At 48.9% G+C, this 21,465-nt stretch carries 10 protein-coding genes; all 10 read right to left on the bottom strand.

Annotated features, from left to right (window positions below):
- Nucleotides 1-102 precede the first annotated feature (102 nt).
- The 10 genes from OZ401_RS24025 to OZ401_RS23980 all read right to left on the bottom strand — a co-directional run bounded on the left by OZ401_RS24025 (nt 103) and on the right by OZ401_RS23980 (nt 21,442).
- Nucleotides 103-1,803, bottom strand: a complete 1,701-nt coding sequence (locus OZ401_RS24025) for a DUF2357 domain-containing protein (RefSeq protein ID WP_341471873.1) — start codon at nt 1,801-1,803, stop codon at nt 103-105.
- Nucleotides 1,778-5,659 carry an EVE domain-containing protein gene (locus OZ401_RS24020; RefSeq protein ID WP_341471872.1) on the bottom strand — a complete coding sequence of 1,294 codons (3,882 nt, stop codon included), beginning with the start codon at nt 5,657-5,659 and terminating at the stop codon, nt 1,778-1,780. The genes OZ401_RS24025 and OZ401_RS24020 overlap by 26 nt, the downstream gene beginning before the upstream one ends.
- Before the next feature lie 210 nt (nt 5,660-5,869).
- Complete coding sequence (locus tag OZ401_RS24015) at nt 5,870-10,069, bottom strand: Eco57I restriction-modification methylase domain-containing protein (RefSeq protein WP_341471871.1); 4,200 nt, start codon at nt 10,067-10,069, stop codon at nt 5,870-5,872.
- Between the two features lie 70 nt (nt 10,070-10,139).
- Nucleotides 10,140-10,505 carry a four helix bundle protein gene (locus OZ401_RS24010; RefSeq protein WP_341471870.1) on the bottom strand — a complete coding sequence of 122 codons (366 nt, stop codon included), beginning with the start codon at nt 10,503-10,505 and terminating at the stop codon, nt 10,140-10,142.
- Between the two features lie 10 nt (nt 10,506-10,515).
- Nucleotides 10,516-13,461, bottom strand: a complete 2,946-nt coding sequence (locus OZ401_RS24005; protein WP_341471869.1) for a helicase-related protein — start codon at nt 13,459-13,461, stop codon at nt 10,516-10,518.
- Nucleotide 13,462: 1 nt separating this feature from the next.
- Nucleotides 13,463-14,632, bottom strand: coding sequence for a hypothetical protein (locus OZ401_RS24000; protein WP_341471868.1), 1,170 nt, complete (start codon nt 14,630-14,632; stop codon nt 13,463-13,465).
- A 42-nt stretch (nt 14,633-14,674) separates the two neighbouring features.
- Nucleotides 14,675-19,747, bottom strand: coding sequence for a DEAD/DEAH box helicase (locus OZ401_RS23995; protein ID WP_341471867.1), 5,073 nt, complete (start codon nt 19,745-19,747; stop codon nt 14,675-14,677).
- A gap of 33 nt (nt 19,748-19,780) precedes the next feature.
- The gene (locus OZ401_RS23990) at nt 19,781-19,918 is read right to left on the bottom strand and encodes a hypothetical protein (protein ID WP_341471866.1); all 138 of its coding nucleotides are present in this window, start codon (nt 19,916-19,918) and stop codon (nt 19,781-19,783) included.
- Nucleotides 19,919-20,286: 368 nt separating this feature from the next.
- Nucleotides 20,287-20,727 (bottom strand): hypothetical protein, encoded by a 441-nt coding sequence (locus OZ401_RS23985; RefSeq protein ID WP_341471865.1) that lies wholly within the window; start codon nt 20,725-20,727, stop codon nt 20,287-20,289.
- A 454-nt stretch (nt 20,728-21,181) separates the two neighbouring features.
- A complete protein-coding gene (locus OZ401_RS23980) occupies nt 21,182-21,442 on the bottom strand; it encodes a hypothetical protein (RefSeq protein ID WP_341471864.1) in 261 nt (86 codons plus the stop codon).
- Nucleotides 21,443-21,465: the final 23 nt, after the last annotated feature.

Genomic DNA, 21,465 nt, shown 5'->3' with positions numbered 1-21,465 from the left:
ACAACCCATCTTGTCATAAGCTATAAATTCCGCTTTTTTACGACTAATTAAACCATCGCCGCAATGATGGGTTATTAAAAGTGATCCGACTACAACACCTGTTCATCCCAAGCCGGCGTAAGTCAAAATATCTTTTATGGCTGTTTGAAAATTACCTTTATCAATTTGGCTCATGTTCGGGTGGAGGGGTATCGCTCCCAGTCCTGGCTTTTTAGAGGAATGCCGGAAGGTTTCACCGGGATAAAGAATGTAGGCGCTGGTTACTATATCCACCACTTGTTTAGAGCCTAGTGGTAGATACCTAATACGCTGTTGATAATCAGCCATTTTGCCATAAGCATCATAAGGATATGTCTTTATGCCATCCTGCACTACAATCCGATACTTAGGATCAAATAATATTACCGCTTCAGCTTCATTTCCACGCCATACTTCTAGAGCAAAATCCGGTGTTAGAAAAGTTCCACTATCTATCCCTATGCCAGGCGTATTATGCAGTCTCAAATACTTTGGCTCATATTTCATTTCTACCTGCAAGCCCTCTTTGACTAGAATAATACTTGAAAAATTGCGAGTAACATCAACCTGAAAACGTCCATCTTCCAGTTCGATGAAAAAGTTATTGCGGGTGATTTGAAAGCCACTATTGACCAGAGAATCGATTAGTGCCTCAGTTATATAAAATATTGCCCACATCTCATATATATCGGCCATTTTACGCAGGGAAAGATCTGTCAGGAATTGCTGAGCATCCAGTCTGATTTTCAACTCAGCACGAAGCTGAAGGTAAAGCCGGAAGAAACGGCTATAGGCAAAGTTTTTTAGCAGTACCTGGGTAGCTTTAATTGCTTGGGTATTATGTTTTACACCATGTAAAAACGGCTCCCCAGACCAGCTAAGGCACCGCTGCTTGAACCCCTCACATTCAGGTAGTATTTCCTTGAGTTTTCGTATCTGCAACTCAAGTTCATCGGTCTTCCATTCCCGCCGTTTGAAAATATTATATTCGTTGGTTAGACGGACTAATTCTTTCTCTGCACTCTCGTGGATGGCATTGAAAAGAGGTACAAGGTGGTAGGACAGAAAACTTTTCAAAAGCTGGTTCTCATAGACATCGCAGGTCAACTCCCAATTCGGTACGTTCCAGATACGAGGGAGTTGTTCCTTGCGACATTTTACTGCCGCTTGTTGAGGTAGTTTTACATACTCTCCTCTGCGGGGCTGAACCTCACCTGAGAAAGATCCCACATGCTGTAGCAACTTTTCGCCATCTTTACGCCCTAATACTTTATATGGATTGCGACGGATTTGCGCCATTACTCCTTCCATCTCCACTACAATTTTCCGCAACAGTTCGTACTGGCGTAAGGCGGAACTCTGTCCTTCGGCTTTCTGCGCCACTGCTTTTTCGGAAGAAGGAGAGCCTACTCTGAACAACAGGTCATAGGATATTGCCGCAATATCTGCCAGCATCTTACGGTATTCATCATACGAGACTTTGCGAGGATAAATTCGTACTCTGGCGATTTGTTCCGGCACGCCGGGTGCTGTTACTTTCAATTCATATAGACCGGCAAATTTATCCGGCTTCCAATACCATAAATTATAATTGGGATTATCTAGCGGACTTTCCCCATCTACAATTGCTACTTCAAGCTCAGCTGGAGCAGAAGTGGTACTGCGGATAGCATGGCGCAGTTCCTCTACCAGGGTAAGCTCTTCATTCTCACTCCGGGGATCGAAAGATACACTCTTACCATTTATTGTAAGCCAGCTATTAGCGCCAGAAGCCGGTATAGCCATCTCGTTTCAACCTTCTTTGCATCTCTTCCAAGCGTTTTTGGGAGCGCGGAAGTTGCTGCTGTTTTGTGAAATTGATCAACTCTTCCAGTAATTTGCGGGTGGTTTCGGTATCGCTGCCTCGAACGCGGGGTAGGATGCGTTGCTTCATCTGCAAATCAAAAGCTACTTTAGCGCCCAGCAAGCCTTTGCTATTAGACAGATATAGCTCAATATCTTTTAACACCCGGTAGCCCAGACCTAAATCAGCTTTATTCAGAATTTTACCAATCTCAATTATCTGGTCGTGGTAAGTTTTGTCGAGTTGACGGGATTGGTAGCTAGACCAGCCTACCGAAGACAAGTCAACTAACTCAGGTAATGCCTTTGGCTCGGGTATTTTATCCAGATCCACCTCGAAGAACTCTATGGTGTTAGCGCGGTCTATCACTTTGTCACTAAGCATTTGGGTGGTCTCGTCCACGTTAATAGTCCCGATAAAGAGCAGGTTAGCCGGAATAGAGACTTGCTGTGACACAGCCAACTTGTCGTGACCATGTTGGGCTACCAACCTTTTCCATGCGCTTTTCCCGATCAAGGGGATAATGCGGTTTTCAGGCTTATCCTCTTCGAGGGCGCTCAGGAACTGTGAGAAATAATGCTCAACATGCGCTAGGTTCATTTCATCCAAGCACATAAAGTAAAGGTTGGTAGGGTCTGCTGCCGCCTGCAATAGAAAATCCACTGCCGGTTCAGTCTCATATTCTCCGGTAAGCGTATTTAGATAGCCTAGCAGATAGCGGTCATCATTCCAACCAGGACGAACTGCCAAACGCAGATAGCGTCCATTCTCCACCGTACTTCCCAGAGCTTGCGCGTAGAGTTGTGCCAGCTTTGATTTGCCTGTGCCGGATAAGCCTGCCAATATCACAAAGGGGCGGGTTTTCAGGCAGATATGATAATTGTAGATGGTTTCTTTATCAAAGTAGTAGCCGCTATTTGTAATATAGCGAACTACATAATCCAACAATAGTGGTTCTTCCATTCGCTTGTTCCCCATGCGCCTCGCTATTTCCTCGTATTTCGCTTGCGTCAAATCCAGCAATTGTTGTTCGAGCGGTTGCCCGATTATTTGCGCTACCTCTGCTTGAGATACTGCCCGGTTGAAATGTTTTTGGGCTTCCACCTCAAGTGACCCTGCATTTATAGCGGTAACTTTAGCTTGCAAGGGAAGAATAGAGCCGTCAGGGCTGGCTAATAGCAGGCTAACTCCCGGTGCAATTGTGAGGGCGGGGTCGGGTTGGTAACCCAGCTTGAAGTTACTGGTGGTAAGATAATATTCCTGTAATTTCGCGCCGTTTCCCAGTTTGTAGATGGCAAAGGCTACCTGTACGGGCGGTTTCGAGTCAATGCTCCGTGCCTCAAGAATTTTCCAATTATCGCTACCCAATTTTATGAAGCGGGTGTTGTCTCTTAAAAGTGCGCTGGCTAGTTCTGTAGCAGTCACTTGCTTGTCTAATAAACCGCGCTCTTTGGCTTTATCCAGAATATCCCGGAGGCTACTGGTTTTGCTCTCCATCTCGTTCAAAATTGTAAAAGCAGCATCATTCATAGCTATTTTTTCTCCTCGCGCTGCCTTGATGATGTTGCTGAAATCTTCATTACTTATTTTGCGGATGGAATGAAAATTGAAAGCTTGTACTAGAGTGCCACCAAGCCATTCAATCTGTTTGCGCAAAGGATTTGCAGCATCTTGCAGATTCAAAGCCTCTGGAAATTCAAATTGCTGGAGTGATAATTTATATTCGACCTCATCCGTTTGTTCAGTCAGTTCCTCGCTCACCTTATTTACCTTTGCCCAAGCAGTAAAGGCGTATTTAGGGCCAGGTCGATATATAATAAGGTAAACAGGCGTTTGCTCTATTTTCTTGATGGCTTCGATTAGTTCCTTCGAGTCCCCGGCAGCTTTTTTTGTAAAAGTGTAACTTTCTCCGTATTTTTGGGATTCAAAATCGGAACCATGAATCACCACAAAAGCAGCACCATCTAAAGGCTGTGGCGGCCATAACTCTAGTCGATTATTAGCCAGCAAACTGGTAATTTTCTGTAGTAGCTCATAATCTTTCGCATTATAGATGATAAACCGGTATATATCAGGATTATCTCCAAAGGTCATTAAGGTTTCCGGTTTGCTCAAGTCTTGTTTTAATAGATTTAGGATTTCTGAGCTTGGCTTGTGTATCTGCACATACAAGCCATTCTTTTTGTTAAATGCAAGGATAAACTGTATTCGTCCTGATATAAGTATGCTGAGTCTCTGACGTGGGCGAGGTTTAAGTGTGATGGTTTCCCCAAAGGTAGTGGTTAACCACTCCGGAAAACCTTTTACAAGCCTTTCTATAAAAGCCGGACCAGTTACTATGCTTTGTTGCCATTCTCGAAGAGATAAAACTGCGCCGTCATCATCTTCCTCCTCTAGCGCATCATCGGGGTTAACCTCTAGTAGCTGGCGCAACTCCTTCAGACTTTCAATCTCTCCATCCAGCTCATGGGTTAAACAGTACAAGAACCAATCCTGTTCCAGAAAATCCTCTGCCCCTAATAGCTGTTTTAGTTTGCGCGATTCTTCTTGAAAAATCGGCAGGGTATTGGTGCGGTATCCCAACAGGCGCATGGTTTCCTGAGAAATGGTGTTATAGATCGCAAATTCATCAGGGTAAAAAACCATCAACAAGCCTGTGGTTATATTCTGACCAAAACCCTTAATTTTCAGGATGCCTTCGGCTTTTTCCAGTGGTGTGAGCGCTCCGGTTGAGAGGAGTATTCGTAAGGCTTGCCCGATATTCTCAGCGCGAGAGTCAGTTCCATCTTCTTGCCTTACCATGGTTGAACCATAAACACGCGCCCCTGAACCCCAGATGTAATTGCCCCTTAGCGTCAATTTGTCGCTCTCAAGCGCTTCTTCAAGTTCGGCTATTCGGGCAGGCTCAAGCGCTTTATTCCCGAAAATTGTCCCCTTGATTGATACATCTCCCAGACGGGTATCATCCTCGAATACCCATACCTCGTGGTTAAAGAAATTAATAACATCCACTCTACCCGAAGTTGCCAAAGCTTGGCGCAGTTGAGCAGCCCGTTTGCGACGTACCTTGATGCGTAGGCTGGTTAAGGGGTCAGCGCGAAATTCTTCAAAGGTTGCTTTTAGTTGCTCTATCAAATCAGCTTCTCCAACGGGCTTTGCCTGTGACGCTTCCGGTTCGACTTTAGTCTCCTCAGTCGCTCTGGAGGCGTTCGCCAATCGCTCAATCAAGCTTTTCCCTGAAGTGTATTCCTCAGTTACAGGAGTTGACGAGACCAACGCTTTAAGCGCAGCCGCCTGCTTCGGTGTCAATTTGAAATTCGTGCCTTGTGGGAATTTTAGAAAGTAAAAACCCTTGAGAATTGGGTCAGCTTGTAGTGCGCTTTTTTTAATACGTTCCGGCAATATTTTCTCGATATGTAAGCGGACGCGCAGTTGTTTTCCCTCAAAACCTGAAATATCTTTGTAAAATGATTCTTCTAATTCATCTTGTTCCATTTCTTGGGGCGAGGAAATAACTGTAGCAATTGCCACTACCCCTGCGTTTGTGCCTGACTCCCATAAATATACCGTGTCCCCGCTATAGATACTACCGGCGTACTGGCGAACTACCCATGTCATTTCGGTTAGCTTTTTCAAAGCACCAACGAGGTCATAAATATCCGGGTTAGACTGGAATAGCCACGTACTATCCTGAGTTTTCTCACTTGCGTTCTGCAACACGGTAAACCCTTTACCATGAAGATACTCAATAGCCTCATCCTCGTCGATAAATGTATATATATCAACTCCCTTAGCCATATTAATTATAGGTCTTACAGGATATAGAAGAGCAACATGCTCAATAAACCACTTATTATTATTTTCAGCTCTTCTCCAATCTTTGTTGTTTCTCAGTTTCTCATCAAATCGGGACATTGCAGCTAATATTTCATTTCTTGATAAGGCAGGAATCATGCGTCAACCCCTCTAAAGTCAGAATAAGAATATATTTAATGATGTAAGATATTGTTAGGCTTTGCCCTGTTCTTCCCCGTCCCATTTCTCCAGCACGAGGCGGCGGGTGCGGTATTCGCCGTATAGCTTGATTTCCTTCTCCTTGAGGACGCGGAAAGTTTCACCGGGGAAGTCTGCCCCGTACACGTCCTGCGGGTCGAGAATGTAGCGCAACTCGTCGCGGGTGAGTCCGTACAGACGAGCGATACGTGCATCCAGTTCGGCACGAATATGGGCGCGACGTTCCTCATTCCAGAGGAAAGGAGGAAGGGGAAACGATGAATTATGAGGGATGAAGGATGAATTTGGGGTTTCCCGTTCATCATTCATAATTCCTCGCCCATCGTTTCCCCTTCCCCGTTCATCGTTCATAATTCTGCATTCATCATTTCTTCTCAACACCCGTTCCCGCCCGGCTGCGTCCAGTTCCTGCCAGACATCCTCGGCGAAAGGCTGCATGTCCCACGCGGTATAGACCAGTTCCAGCACCCGCTCGCTGATGAAAACTACATCCGCCGGGCTGAAGGCTGAAGGTGGAAGGACAGCGAGTTGGTTTAAGTAGCCATATGTTAAATGAATACCACCAACCTTTTGTCGGGTTATATAATCAAGAGAAATGCTATTTATAGTAGATAAGAAACAACAAATCTTAACAATTTCCGTTTTCTCACCAATAAATACTATTGGCATAGTGTGACCTACACCTACCTTAGGTAGAAAACTGAAAATTGCAGTGCGCTCTACAACGCTACTTGTAACATCTCTAAATCCCAATAACCATTCTTTTTTCCATTTATCTTTCAGGCGAGTTTCAACCTCTTTTTTAGCAACCCAATAACGAGGAGTTATTACACAATCCGGGTTTTGCAACTCCTCAGAAGAGAAGTTGCGTACTAAACCTTTGCGTAATTCCTCTTCGCTTATGCCATCATATGTTCCCCAACGATGGGTAAACTGGTGCAGTAACTTGGCTTCATATAATGGCAATAACCCCACCCCCGGCATACTGTGGAATAAATGGCTATCGTTGGACATATCCAACATTCGCAAAAATGAAACGCCCCATGCGTTTTCGCCAGTTCGTTCATTAATAAGCACCGGAACTCGTGAATAGATTTTTTTGGTTAGTTCAGCATCCACTTTTGTTCGGAATATCGGGCAGGTTTTAGTATTTGGATTTATCTTCTCTATTTCTTTTTTAGACAGGATAAAATGTCGGATTGGCTCTTCTATTTCTTCAAAATATCGAATTAAAAATGCAAAATCGGTTGATTCAATTTTTGAAGTAGAGCCGCTAATCGTAAAAGCACAAAACTTGAAAGCATGATGTACATCTGAAAAAATGAATGCCTCATTCTCAAAACCAATAATTCGGGCAAGGCTTTGTTTCTCAATTAAATCGCCAAAGAAAGCTTTGGTGGTATCATCGGTGGCGATTCCAGTTGGCACAATCACTCCGGCGCGTCCATATGGGTGCAACAAGTTACGTGCTTGTTCGGCAAACAGGGCGTAAGTGTTCACATCCCCCACCGCCGTTAGTGGGAAGCGGCATGATGCGCGAATAAAACGGCTCTCTGCTTCTGCTTGGTATTTAGCGGCATCGAATTTTGCCACACGCGCTATTTTTAACTTGTCAGGACTTTCGCGGTATTCCTTAATACGCTTCTCGCGCTCGGCTTTGTTGGCGGCTTTGCTGATATAGGGGTCATCTACCCAGTGTTCCTGCTCCTGTAGCTTGATGCGCTCCCATGGAGGGTTGCCCAGCACCACATCAAAACCGCTTCGGAAGGATGAATTCTGGTTTCCCCGTTCATCATTCATAATTCCTCGTTCATCGTTCCCCCTTCCCCTTCCTCGCTCATCGTTGACCCTTTGGGCAAAAATGTGAGGAAACTCCAGTTCCCAGTGGAAAAAGCGCAACTCCTGCGCCAGTCCGTATGCCCCCTGTATCGCCAGTCCGTGCCGCGTACTCGGCTGGAAAATATCGTTGGTAGTGGGAATACGCAGGTCATCGCTCTTTTCCAGCTTGGTAAAGAAAGCCGCCGTCCACAGGTTGTAGGTGGTCAACTTGTCCCACCACTGCGTACCTTTACCGTGTAGCCGCTCGTATTCCTCTTTCTTGGCGCGTACCTGTGCCACCGCTTCGTCCGGCATTTTCTCCAACCGCAAAGCAAAACCCGCCAGCGTGTCCAGCGTGCCAGTTTCTTTGCTGCGCTCGAACAGACTCGACTGCACCATCTCATGCTTCAGGTAAAGTTCGCGCTCCTGCTTGTTGCGCTTCTTGAACGCGCTTGCCACCGCCTTATTGTCGCCCGTCACCGCCGTATAGGCTTCGTCCGGGATGCCCTGCTTCACCAGCGCATCGCTCGCCCCCACCAGACTATTGCCGCAACGAATATGGCTATCCAAAAACGATAGCGGCATCCCGCTGTTATGCCCTTCCAGCCACAACGCCAGCTTGCACAAATCCACCGCCAGCGGGTTCAAGTCCACCCCATACACACAACGGGTGATGGTATCGCGCACCGCTCGCCGGAACTGCTCCGGGTTGGGCTGGTCTTCGCCGGAACGTACCTGCGCCAGTTCTCGCCCCAACCGCCGCGCCGCCGCCAGCAAAAAGTGACCAGACCCGCACGCCGGGTCGCACACCGTAATGTCCAGAATCGCCTGCTCACGCTTAGCTCGGTCTGCCCCCGCCGACTTCAACCGCTCTTCCAGCACCGGCTCTAACGCGCTCTTGATTAACTCGTGCACCAGTTCCGGACGAGTGTAATATGAGCCGGTGGTCTTGCGCTCAGTCCCCGTCACCAAATCAAACGAAAAACGCTGAATTATGAGCGATGAATTATGCTTTACGGAGGCTGATTTTTCATCGCTCCCCTTTCCCCGTTCATCATTCATAATTCCTAGTTCATAATTCCCAATGACCGGGCGGAAATCCAGCAGACTCTCATAAACGCTGCCCAATTCCTCCACATCCAACGCGCTATAATTCACCCGGCGCAAAGCCTTGGTCTGCGAATCGCGGTAGAGCGAAAGGGCGCGAACGGCTTTCACCAACTGCTCGTTCAGTAGTTGCGTATTCTCCAGATGGGGGGAGGCTTCCGCTCCAAACAAATCGCCGTCCAGCGCAGTAATTCCCAACGCCCCCGCGCCCTGCTCATCCTGCAACAGCCGGAAAGTAGTGAGCAAGCCTAGCCACAAATCGCCGTAACGCCCTCTGCCCACACTCGATTGCTCCACCAACTTCCGCAAACGTGCCACGCTGTAATGCGCCATGTAGAGTTTCAAGCTCTGCTCAGAGCCGCCGATGAGCTTTCTTTCCTCAGCCACCATCAGGAACAACAAGCGATAGACCAGCCGCAAAAGCTCACGATAATAATCAAGGGCAGACAATTTGCCGCTTGCCACCGCCTCGCGCAGGGCAGAATTAGCGGAGTGACGCAGGAAGCCATTCCCCAACTCCCGCAACGCCGTTTCTACGCCATCCCGCAAACCCTCGCGCACTCTACCGCCCGCCTCCAACGCTTGCTGATGATACTGTTCCAACAAGCATTTCGGGGCATCGTCCATCCCTTCGGGCAAGCGGGTGCGGTGCAACAGCCGATAAAACAAAGCAAACTCGCTGAACTTCTCCCCCTCCAGCATCGCCTGTAAATCAAACTCCACAAAGGTCAGACGAGTGGTACGGGAAGAATCGCGCAGCAGTCGCAGTTGTCGCCCGTTGGTAACAATCCCCCACAGATGCTCGGTATTGTTCAGGTATTCCTGCATCAGAGCGTGAGGCGACAGGCGCGGTCTGCCCGATTCAGGGCGTTGGTCTAACGAACGGCGGAAGCCTTCAATATGGATGGGCGGGAAATTCTCGTCCTTCCCGGCGCGGTGGGAAATAGCGTAAGTGTGGTTGTTTACCACGCTGGCAGTGGGCATAAACGTCACGGTATAGCCCAGCGACTCCAAAAGAGGCGTGACCCAATATTGGCGCGTATCGCTGGTGCCGGGGTCTTGCTCTTTCAAGCGCAGCAAGCGTCGCCGGAAAGCCTCCCAATAAGCGCGGGCATCCCCCCAAGCGGTGGCAATCTCATCGGTGAGGCGGCGGCTCTTATCCAGCCCAAAATCGGCGGGTAGCTGCGCCTTCGCCTCCCCCGTCGCAATCTGCTCCAGCAGATCGGCGGGTATCAAATTTCCTTCGGATGTGACACAACTGAAACTCATATATTCCAACCTGTTGTAATGATGAAAGATGAATTATGAATTATGAGTAAAGCAGGATTTCTCACTACTGTCATTTCCTGTGTTTATCCTTTACTGTTTTGACGCTGGCAACAAAGATTGAGATTAGCTGATTAGCTTCTGATAACAATTCGCTTAATCTATTTTCAGGGATAATTTCAGCTTCTACTAACAATTCAACCCAGTAAATTGTTTCTTCTAACTCCTGTAAGCCACCTTCGAGCTTACTAATGAATTCAGCATCTGAACGACTTCGATATGCTTCCGCATAGTGCGCTCCCACCGATGTGCCAGAACGAAGCAACTGTTTGCCAATAACCTGCGCTTCTACCGATTTAGGTAGCGTAGTATATAATTTGATGATTCTGAGCGCGAAAGCTTTAGTGCGCTTCCTCAAATCACTTGCTTCCAAATTCATAATTCATCGCTCATCCTTCATCCTTCATAACCCCCTTAGGAACAGGTAAGTAAACGTAAAGCCCCAGCACATCCAGCGGCAGTTGCGGACGCACCGTGACGCGCCCGGTTCGAGTAGCCTGCCTCACTCGCCGGTGCGACTCGTATAGCGCCCCTGCTTTTTTCTCCGCCTTTGCTTCCAACTCTGTCTTAAGCTCTCTTATCCAGCTTAAAGTCTCACTCAGCCGTTCGCTAATCTCAGAGGCTGCCAAATTTCCGGCAGGTATGGCTTCATCCAGCAACTTACGGGCGGTTTCTTCATTCAACCAACTCAGGTTGCCGGGGCGTCCCTCGAATCCCGCCACCACCAGTTCTTCCGCCAGCATCGGAGTCTTACCGGGAGACTCAATCAAAAGTCGCATCCTCAATAACAAAAGGTTGGTGCGCCGAGTGACATTAGCCGTCCGGATAACCCCACAGCGACTGGCAGGCAAGGGTGGAGTAGCGCCTTCAAGGGCGGTGTCCAGCAAATATTCAGCCAATGCCTCGGTGAGAGGATGCAAACGCCCAATCAAATGCACCCCTTCCGACACAGGTATATCAAAGGTAAGCAACACTTCCGCAGGAGTAGCTGCCCCACGTTTGGGGGCAAAGCTAGCGCCTATTTTCTCCCTCACCGGCAACGGTAGTTGCGAGAACGGCAGTCGCCAGAGGGTGTTTTTGAGGGTAGTACCCTGCTTAACCTGAACCAGTGGCGCATTCAACCGCTCACAGGCGCTCTGCACAAACGTGGCAACCGTCGCAGCATTTCCCAACACCAAATCGGTTTCATACAATTCCTGCGCCACTTCCTCCGGTTTGATAGAGTGTTGGGCGAAGCGGGTACGGCTCTCTTTCTCTCGCTCCACCGCCTTATCCCAACTCTGGTGCAGTTCATCTACGCTGAACCCTTCCGCATCCTCAAAGCTCAACTGACTATCGGTGTCAAACAGGGTAAGCTGCTTTGGACGCGAATCTTCTTTAAAGAGGGAGCGCACTACCGTCTCCACCACACTCTCGCTATCTACCGGCAGCGGTACGGTAATACCCAGACTCTTGTGAATAGTGACCGCCTTTCTGAGCAACACTTTCAGCACTGCCTGATCAATCGGGTTGTCGTCTCCAAACAGCAGCACAGTCCGCACTTCTAGGGAAGGCTGTCCATAGCGATCTACCCGTCCTTCGCGTTGCTCTAAACGGTTAGGATTCCAGGGGAGGTCGTAATGTACTACCGCGTTAAAGCTCTCCTGTAGGTTAATGCCTTCGCTCAAACAATCGGTTGCCACCAGCACCCGGCGCGGGCTTTCCGCCAGTTCGGCTACCCGCTGTTCTCTTTCCTCCTCAGAACTGGCGCCCGTTACCGCAATTACCTGCAAATCCGACCATTGCCTACCAAAGCGTCGCTTTAATTCCCCGGCAAGGTATTCAGCAGTGGCGATGTAACGACAATATACAATCGGTTGGTAGCCGCCCCGGATTAGAGCCGCCACTTCTTGGGCTGCCACTGCCGCTTTTGGGTCGCTATCTCCGTAAAGCCCTTTGGCACGTCGCACAAAAGCCTGCAATTTCTGTTTCTCGCTGCTCCCCATCAGCGGTGCGCCCTCTTCTACCACGGTGGTTGGTTCAAAATCCTGAGTCACTTCTTGTTCGCTCAGGTCTAGCACATACTGGGCAAAGAGCGTGTCTGTGTCTGCCGCTGTTTGTCCTTCTAGCCCCTGCTCCGGTAAACGTCCTAACCGGGCTTTTAGGGTAGCTTCCGCCGCTGCGGGACTGCTCATCACACAGCGTAACAGCGCCAATGCTGCCCAATAACGCACGCGTTGTTTCCAGCCCGACATCCCACCGCCGGTATCCTTCACCAGTTCACGGGCGAAATCGTAGATGTCTTCAAATAATTTGCGGTACTCAGGAGATTTAGCCAGAGAATATGTTACTTCACGCGATTTGCGCTGCGGGAAGGGAGTATCTTCCCCCAACCAGCGCTCCACATCCGCCCGCCGCCGTTGCACAAAATGGCGAGCTAGCGCTTTCCGCTCCGGTTCTGTCAGATGGGTTAAATCCATCTGCCCAAAAGTTTCGTCCAGTTGCTCCAACAGGGAGAGGAAAGCATCCTCCACCCCGCTATGAGGGGTAGCAGTAAGCAGCAGCAGGTGCCGTTCCGGGTTTTTCGCTAATTCACGCATCAGCTCGTGTCGTTGCTGAGTACCGCCGGTACCGCTAGAGCGAGTAGCAGTGTGGGCTTCATCTACAATTACCAGTTCAGGGCAGCTTCGAATGAAGCTATCTCGCTGCCTATCAGATTTCACAAAATCAATGCTGACCACCAGCACCGGGTAATGCTCATACACACTGATATCGCCGGGGGGCAAAGTGCGTTCAAGTTGTGCCAAAGTGCCGGAACGCACCACCACCGCCTCCAAGGCAAATTTCTCGGATAGCTCTCTTTGCCACTGCTCACACAGGTGGGGTGGACACAACACTGCCAATCTTTTGGCATCCCCCCGGTCTAGCAGTTCACGGGCAATTAGTCCCGCTTCGATGGTTTTGCCGATACCGACATCATCGGCAATTAGTAGCCGCACCGGGTCGAGGCGTAACGCCATAAGCAGGGGCACAAGCTGGAAGGGGCGGGGACGCACACTGATCCTGCCCAACGACCGGAAAGGACCAGCGCCACTGCGGAAGGTCAGGCGAGTAGCATCTCGCAAGAGGCGACCGGAAGTATGATCGCCGGTCAGGTTTATGTCCGGTTCGGGGAAGGTAGCCGGTTCAATTTTATCTATGCCCAACGCCTCGGTGATGGGCAAGTATATCCCTATCTGCTCTTTTTCTGACCCACCTAATGGCCGCAGCAGCAACAAGTTATCCGATTCGGAGGGCAGCACTACCCATTCCCGTTCTCGACAGCGTACCAGTGACCCTACTGAATATGCGCTCATGCTATCCCTTCTGTTCTGTGGTTGGCTGAGAGACCGGCTCAAGGATTAGGTAGCCATCTACAGCGTTTTCTGGAGCCGCAGCGGCTATTTGTTTCTCGAATTCCGTGGGTGTAACCTTTAGCGCTCCAAGTAAAGCGTATTGGGTCACATACCCTTCCAAAACTTTATCACGCGTGATTAGCTTATTTAATGAGGGTATTACAAATTTCTTCTCCGCCTCCAGCTTGTCCTGTTCAGGAAACTGCACGGGCAAATTCAGGGATAGCGTAATATTTTGCTTGTAGTACGGGGGCATTTTACTTCGTAAATACTCAAGCCACTCAAAACCTTTTTCTTCTTCTCTGGCAAAATTCAACCAATCAATTACAGTGGTGATCGGTATTTCATTTACAAAATCGCTATGCAAATATCTGGAAGGATCTTTTCCTAATAGATTGTCGGCAATTTTTCTTGCTTCTGTTCTCCAGGTTTTCAGTGTTTTTGCCATTTCCTTTTGGGCTAACTGAAACTCGCCAAGCTCGGCGTAGCAGCGAACATGGGAAAGACTTGCTATACAAAACAATTCCTCATATGCCATGTCACGATGTTCTTCTTCTTCCTGAGCAAGCAATTCCGCATATTGATGTGCCAACCGTGACAAGGTTACCCTGGCATTATTAATAAAGCCAAGGCGATCGGAACCACTAAAATCAGGCAACCTCTCAAGATCTGCCAATGCCGTGCGCAATTTTGCTAATTCCTGTCGTTCTAGAAGTTGTCGGACTGCCTTTACATCATTTTTGATTTCTTCTAGTTTTTTACTCAATTGATCCAATTTATAAGTAAGAACTGCGAAACCCACAGCAGTTACAGCCAGATTCAAGCTGGCCATTGTCATAAGCTGACTTCCGTAGCCCAGCAATAATTGGGTTGCCTGGTTAGCTGAATTGGTATTAGCTAGAAGAGTAGTAAACCCCTTGCTTCCAAGCGGAAGCATATGAGTAAAGCCTGAAGCATAGGTTGAAACATCGCCAGATATAGGAATAAGATGCCGCACGATCTGTCCTGCTCCCTCGAAACCGGGTGCTATCCGCACGGTGCCACCATATAGTTGGTACAAACCCGTTTTAAGACCTTCAATTAGCTCAGGACTTATTGTTCTTTCAAGCAGGTACCCGGCGAATGGTTGCATTTCTCTTGTCTCCCTTAATTTGATAAGAATAATAACGCCCAATTATCCAAGCCAGGTATCCAACTGGGTTAATTGTGACTCTAGGTTATCCGCCTGATTGATAATCAGCACCCTGTAACCTGAATCTTCCAATTCATTCTTTACCACTTTAAGATCAATAGGTGTGTAATCATCGATACAAAACAGGCAAATATAAGCCCCACTGTAATAAAAATCCGGCGTGATACCAACACCATCTAAAATTGGCTGGTACTTGTCAGGTAATTTTCTCCCAGAAGTTTTTAGATGAGCATAAACCTTTGCCGCAAAAGCCCCTAGTTGTTGCCCCTCAAAACTAGTTAAGCTCTGGCTATCAGAATCCTTGGTAGTACCATTTACCAGCTTTAGTAAAAAGTCCCTAACCAGATAGCGGTTGAGTAAGGGGTGATCCGGTTGGTTGGAATACGAGAGCAGACAACGGTAGCAGGCTCTCCCGCAATCCTTGACCTCTTCAGGTTTTTCCTGTCCGGTCAGCGGGTCGAAATGGCAGATTTCCAGCGCGGCTTTTGCCACTTCCGCCAGCGTTTTCTCGTCTTTGACAATCCGGTTTAGTACCCCAACGCCTCCTTCGGCTGCTTCCCAGAATAGGATTTGCCGATGAGTTCGTTCCCCGATGCGCTCGGAAGCTAATTCTTGCTCTTCCACCTGAAAAATAGCCTCAATGCCCCTTTGTAAGGCGTACTGCAAGCTCGCCAGAAAGCTATCTTCGCTGTTATCTTCTGGTTTAACCAACAGCAAATTGCGGGTATCCCTTACCAGCACCCGTACTCCACTTAGCACCTGTTGCTGATCGGTGCCCAGCGCTTCGTCGTCTTCGTCGCCCGGTCTTTTAGCCCAGATACCTCGTTTTAGATCAAGGGTAAAACCCGGTACCGTAGAACGGCGCCAGCGGTGATTGACTCGCCAAAGAGTGGCAGCCGGGGCGTAACACAGGTGGATTAACGCTTCTTCTCCTTCGTCTCGAGCCGTCGCATGTATACTGCGATTACCCGGCGGAAAGCGGTAATGAGTGGTGATGTGGTAGCCCTGCCTGGTTCGTTCTTCTTCTTCGCTGGTGATGCGCTCGATGCGTTGGGTTGCCATTGTGGTCATTTCAAACAGTTTGTCGGTGGTTAGACTATTGCTGCCATCCATTTGGGTGCCGCACTGCTCGCATAGTTCCACGGTAGTGGGGCTGTCATGAAAATAACCGCAACTATTACATAGCTTGGCTGTAATAAGCCGTTGCTGAGCGCTTCCAGCCGGCAGAATGGTGCGGGTTACCCGGTATTTTCGACCCTCATGATAAATTACATTGCGGGGGCCGAATTCGGTCAAAGCCAAAAAGCGCGGTCGAGATAGAAAAGTGCCGCTTTCTTTACCGGTGGAGAGGAAAGCCTGTACCGGCAGGCGCGGGAAGTTATAGCCGGGTAAAAAGCCTTCGCTGGCAAAATATCGGTAAGGGTAGAAATCGGTCTCACCATCTTGCCCGGTGTTGCAAAGCAAGTCTTTCTGTTTGAGGGCTTCACTTTCGCGCCGCTTTGCTTCCTCGATATCGCTATCGGCGGTACGCTGTTGGTAACGCCGATCAATATCTGCTCTGGCTTCCTGTAATTGTCGTTCTGCCGCCGTATAAAGTTCCCGCCAGCGTTCGCAAGCTAGATCAAAGGCTTGTGCCGCAGCGGTAATGACATTCTTTAGCCATTCTTCGGAATACCAGCCTGTTTGTGCCAGATCTTGCTCATCGGTTCTCAAGATGGATTGACAGGTTTTCAGGCATTTTTCCACTTGCTCTGCTTTTAATTCGATGGAAAGGGCTACCTCCGAGCGGAGTGGAAAGTTATTAGTTAGAGCAGCGGTATCCACCACTTCTATCATGGAACGCCCCAATTTTAAACCGGTTACGGCAAGCCAAATGGCGTGTACATGCGCGCTCACCAATTCTTCATTGCCGAGGTCGAGTCGCGGGGGCGCCACTACTCCCGCTACCATACGCTCCGGTCGGCGAAAATAATACTGGTCGTGCCCACTTCCTATAGAGCAGTAGGAGGCCACAAAAGCCGGTTGCCCACTCCGTCCGGCTCGACCGCTACGTTGGGCATAATTGGCCGGTGTTGGCGGTACGTTCCTGAGATGTACCGCATTGAGATTGGAGATGTCTATACCAAGTTCCATGGTGGGGGAACAAAACAAGGCGGCTAGATTACCTTCCCGAAATTTCTGTTCTCGCGCTTCTCTGAGCTTTTGGACAACCTGCCCGGTATGTTCTCGGCCTTCAATTCCCTGTAGCGAGGCGGCAGTTTCCTGATAGAATTTCGCGAAGAAGCGATTGGGATTGGAGTTCCGCTCGTAAGCTAAATTCATCCGTCTGGTGCGGACTGGATCTCGCATTAGTGCATTCCGATCGCCCACTTTCCAGATAAGCGAATCACTGCGCAATTGAACCGCCTTGCCTTCTGCCCCGGCTACTTCTACCAGAAACCCGGTCTTTCGCAGCACTTCTACAAGGCTTTTTGCCAGTATTAGATATTCGGCGGTGTCGAGATTCTTGGTCAGGGTTGGCCACGTGTTGCAAGAGCGCAGATAGCGCCCAAGTGAAGTGTTTGGACCAAAGCTCCGCTCTCCTTGGCCGGAAACTGGCACACCCGGCTGGACAAAGCGAGTGGAAGAGTAGAGGAATTCATTTTCGTCAAAAGTCCATGGTTCCTTTAATGCTATGCGCACCCGCTTTTTGAGCGCTTCCTGATTATCCGGTTCCAGACACTCGGCGCTGATTGCTAATTCCCGCCGCATATAATCTAGTATTGCCCTTACAACTCCCAGGCGTATTTCCGGTGTGGTTTCTGCCAGCACGGCATGCCCTTGCCATAATTTTTCACTCTGGCAGACCTCTTCAAGGCTATCGTAGTCCACCAACAGCAGTCCGCACTGTTCCAGATTGGGCTGGTTTACTCTCCAACCCCGTCTTAAATCCTCATATATGCGGTATTCTATTAGTTCTTGTAGCACTTTCTGGTTGCGGCGGGCCAGTGGACCAATCCCACCCGGACTGGCTTCCACCGCATAGGTTTCTTCGGTTAGTCCAAGTTCTGTGACGACTGCACCGGCTACCTGAGTGTGATCCAACCCTACGGTATTTTTGGTTAGCGCTTTGAAGATGGCCGATCTGAGCAGGGCAACCTCGATAAAGTCGTTAAAGTGTCCGGCCTGCAAGGAAGCGTCTTGGCGATTATCTGTAAAACTCAGCAGTTTTTGAGCGGTTTTGTCAAGGCTACCATCTTGCTGCATTTGCTTGACCGCCGATAAAACCAGCAAGGTCGTAGCGGTGCTGCGCCCTTCACTGCTCAAACGGGATAGCTTTCCGAAGTCGCTGACCTGTCTTTTAGTATAGACTTCTCCACACCGCAAGCACGTCAGGAAGGGGGTTGGCATGAACCAGGAGATTAGGTTTTGCTGATTTTCATTCGCCAGCAGAGTTCCAGCGGTACTCACTTTTAGGCGGCGCGGTTTATAGGCGGCATATTCTTTTTTTAGTTCACGCCCTCGTTTTAGTTCCTTGAACCAGGTTTCGGGTAGCAGGTCAGTATTTTCTTCAGACCATACGCCCGCAGCGTCTACCAGCAAATAGCCGTCTATTACCTCTGTGGTATTTTGTTCATCCCGGGGAAAGGGGGGACGCGGTATAACGGCGCCTTTATCGGTATGATAGGTGCAAAGGTAATATTCTTGCCCACATTCCCGACAGAATACGATCGGGTACAGTAGCTTTTCAGTGTCCTCTCCCGGCGCATAGTGCTGTCCTTCGAGGGTTAGATAGCGTTTGTCTGGCGCTTCGATGGTGGAGTAGATTGCCCCCCCTTGCGAAAAGAATTGGTGCAATTTGAAAGCAAAGCCGGGATTGTTCTCAGGGCTTTTTACCTGACTGCCATAGTTGAATAGCATTTGTAAGCGAGTAGCACAAGTACTTGCTGTTAATCCGGTCAACTCTGCCAACTGCTGGGCGCCTTGCCAGAGGGTAACCGGTTCTCTGCGCCGCAACTTGCCGTCGGCATCCTCTCGCAGACCAAAGGTTTTTTCGATCCAGGTGGCGAGGGGGTTTTGCTTGAGTTCCTCCCAGTTCAAAGAGGGGGACAAGGGGCTGTTGAGGGCTTTAGTTAGTTCTTGGGATGTTGGGTCGGTGGCTTGGGAAATTCCCCACCGCAGGGTTTCATCCACTACATGTTCCAGACTGACTGCAGCCCCGAATATCTTGGTGGCAACCTGGGCTACCGCTCGCGCTCTTTCTGTGCGAGTTTCCCCACTCGACATAGTGGCGCTGGTGCCAATGCATTGTAACTGCTGGTTTCCGCAGCGCTCTCGCAAGCGTCTGACCAAGAGCGCCACATCCGCCCCCTGCCTTCCTCGATAGGTATGCAGTTCATCCAGTACCAGAAATTGCAAAGCGCTACTGGCGCTATCCACAAAGGCGCGTTCTTCTGGTCTGGTAAGCATTAGTTCCAGCATTACATAGTTGGTGAGGAGTATATGTGGGGGGTTTTCTTGGATTGCCCGCTTTTCAGTGTCACTTTCCTGACCGGTGTAACGCTTGTACCTGATCGGGCAGTTATCTGAGCCTAAATTCTTTACAAAGTTATTTAGGGCTTGTTCCTGTGAATTAATAAGGGCGTTCATCGGGTATACGATAATAGCCCTGACTTTGCCCTTTTCCGGCTGGTGCTGGAGTATGTAATTAATTATGGGTATTAGATAGGTGAGACTTTTGCCGGAGCCGGTGCCGGTGGTAACTACGTAGTTATGACCTTGCTCGGCAATTTCTATGGCGGTGCGCTGGTGCTTATATAGACGCAAGGATTTGCCATCAGCCCTGAATAGTCTGCTACAAAGGGGGTGAAGTATATTTTGGCTTACCAACTCTTCGATGGTTCCGGCTGCCTCGTAGGCGGGACTTAGTTGCAGGAGGGGTTCGGGCCAGAGCACTCCTTCGGCCAATTTAGTATCTAAGAATAGTTTTATTCTGTCATCTAAGATATTAAGGAAACTGCTGATGTAATCCGAATAGTTTGCGACAACTTCACCCCGCAACTTGAACGCATCCACACAAGACCACCCTTCCTTGGTAAGTTAAATCTATTAGTGATTAGTATTGTAGTTTTGAGAGGGAAAAGGCTTTGCGAAGCCGGATGAAACGGTTGCTTTTCCGGCGTTGGTAATGTCCCACGCTGCTGTTACTAGAATTAGTCTGAAACGGCTGGGATTTAGCTTAAACATTTATTCCTTGCAGGCTGGAATTATTTTGAAACTAATCTCACTATATTTTACCGACTAGACACACTAAAGTTAAACTGTTTTGGCTACAATTATTATATACAATCCCACAACCACTTTTGGTAAAAAGCAAGTAAAAAACAATATAAGTACGGGGGCGATATTATTAGCCGGTTACCTGCGGAAGGTTAGAGCGCTTATTGCTGGATCAGCGGTTTCAGAAGGTACCGAAATACAAAGGGGAAGATGATCTGGCAAGTGGGCATTTGTCACTTTTTTGCTTGCCCGCTAGAGGTTCATGGTGACTAACATTCGTTAGCTTTAGGCGCTAGACAGAAAATATCTATGGGAAAGATAGGTAAGCTACTGCTTTATTTTGGTCTAAGCCCAAGTGGGATATGAATCTCTTGTGTGTTACAAGAAACTCGTTTGAGCCAGGAATGGCAGAGCGTGATGCTCTGGTAGCGAAGTAGTAGCAACTCCTGCCTTGCTACCAGTTGGAGGTGCAAAATTTGCATAGCTAGGGGTATTAGAAATATTTCCCCGAACCGGAGGGGCAGCTTTCGGCTACCAGAGCGCTGAAAATGTGTCACGCATCCCAACCTTTGCCTCGCAGCTAGAGCGTATGCGGCTCTCAGTAAGGTTCCCGCTTCTTTTTGGAGTGCATCCGGGTCATACTTCTCCCACGCTTTCTCGTCAGAGAATTTCATCTTTTGGTAAAGCTCTGCCGCTGTCAGCTCCGTCTCCACAACCTTTACTGTGGTGGTGCAGACACGATTTGTGATACCTGACAGACTTGTGACCACAGCCACAAGTGTCTGGTATTATTTTTCTCCCCTGCCTCATACGATTGGAAACAGCACTACCTCCCCTTCGGCAGGGGTGCTATTGAAATCGTCTGCCTCCTGTCCCTGTTGTTCGGGTAGTCGCTACTAATGCTTTAGTCATTTCAGTAATCCTTTTTCAATTTTTGGTTTTTCAAGTGCTACAACTAGGAAACTTTCCTGTAAGGGATAATGTTCCCTTACCCCTATTTTGCCGGGTTTGCCGCTGTTTTACAATAGGATATAGAATTCCTATGCAAGGGTTGGCGAACAAGGGGTGGGGTGGTACGAAAAACGTACTACAGGTGGTACAGAATCCGTACCACCTAGGTAAGGGGTGGTACAGAATCCGTACCACCTAGGTAGGGGGTGGTACAGAATCCGTACCACCTAGGTAGGGGGGTGGTACAGAATCCGTACCACCCCCTCGGCACAGGGCAGGTCAGCCCGAAACGCTCCAAAATCCGCAGGGCAGGGCAAAACGCTCCATTTTCATATATTTTTCCTCATTTTCATATAAAATCGACCCATTTTTGCCCTTCAACCTTCTCGCACGACCCGTTTTTGCGCTCTCAAGTCCAGATTCCACCCAGATTCTTGCCATTTCCTCGTTTCGTGCCGGTTCGGCAAGAACCTCCCCGCTGCCCGATCCTCGCCCCAAGCGCCAGATCGTACCATTTTCGCTAAAGTTGCGCAGATTCACACAATATTCACACCAAATTCACA

It is taken from the genome of Candidatus Chlorohelix allophototropha, from assembly GCF_030389965.1.
GTDB classification, from domain to species: domain Bacteria; phylum Chloroflexota; class Chloroflexia; order Chloroheliales; family Chloroheliaceae; genus Chlorohelix; species Chlorohelix allophototropha.
The sequence above is the reverse complement of the archived record's forward strand: the minus strand, read 5'-3'. Positions and strand labels throughout refer to the sequence as shown.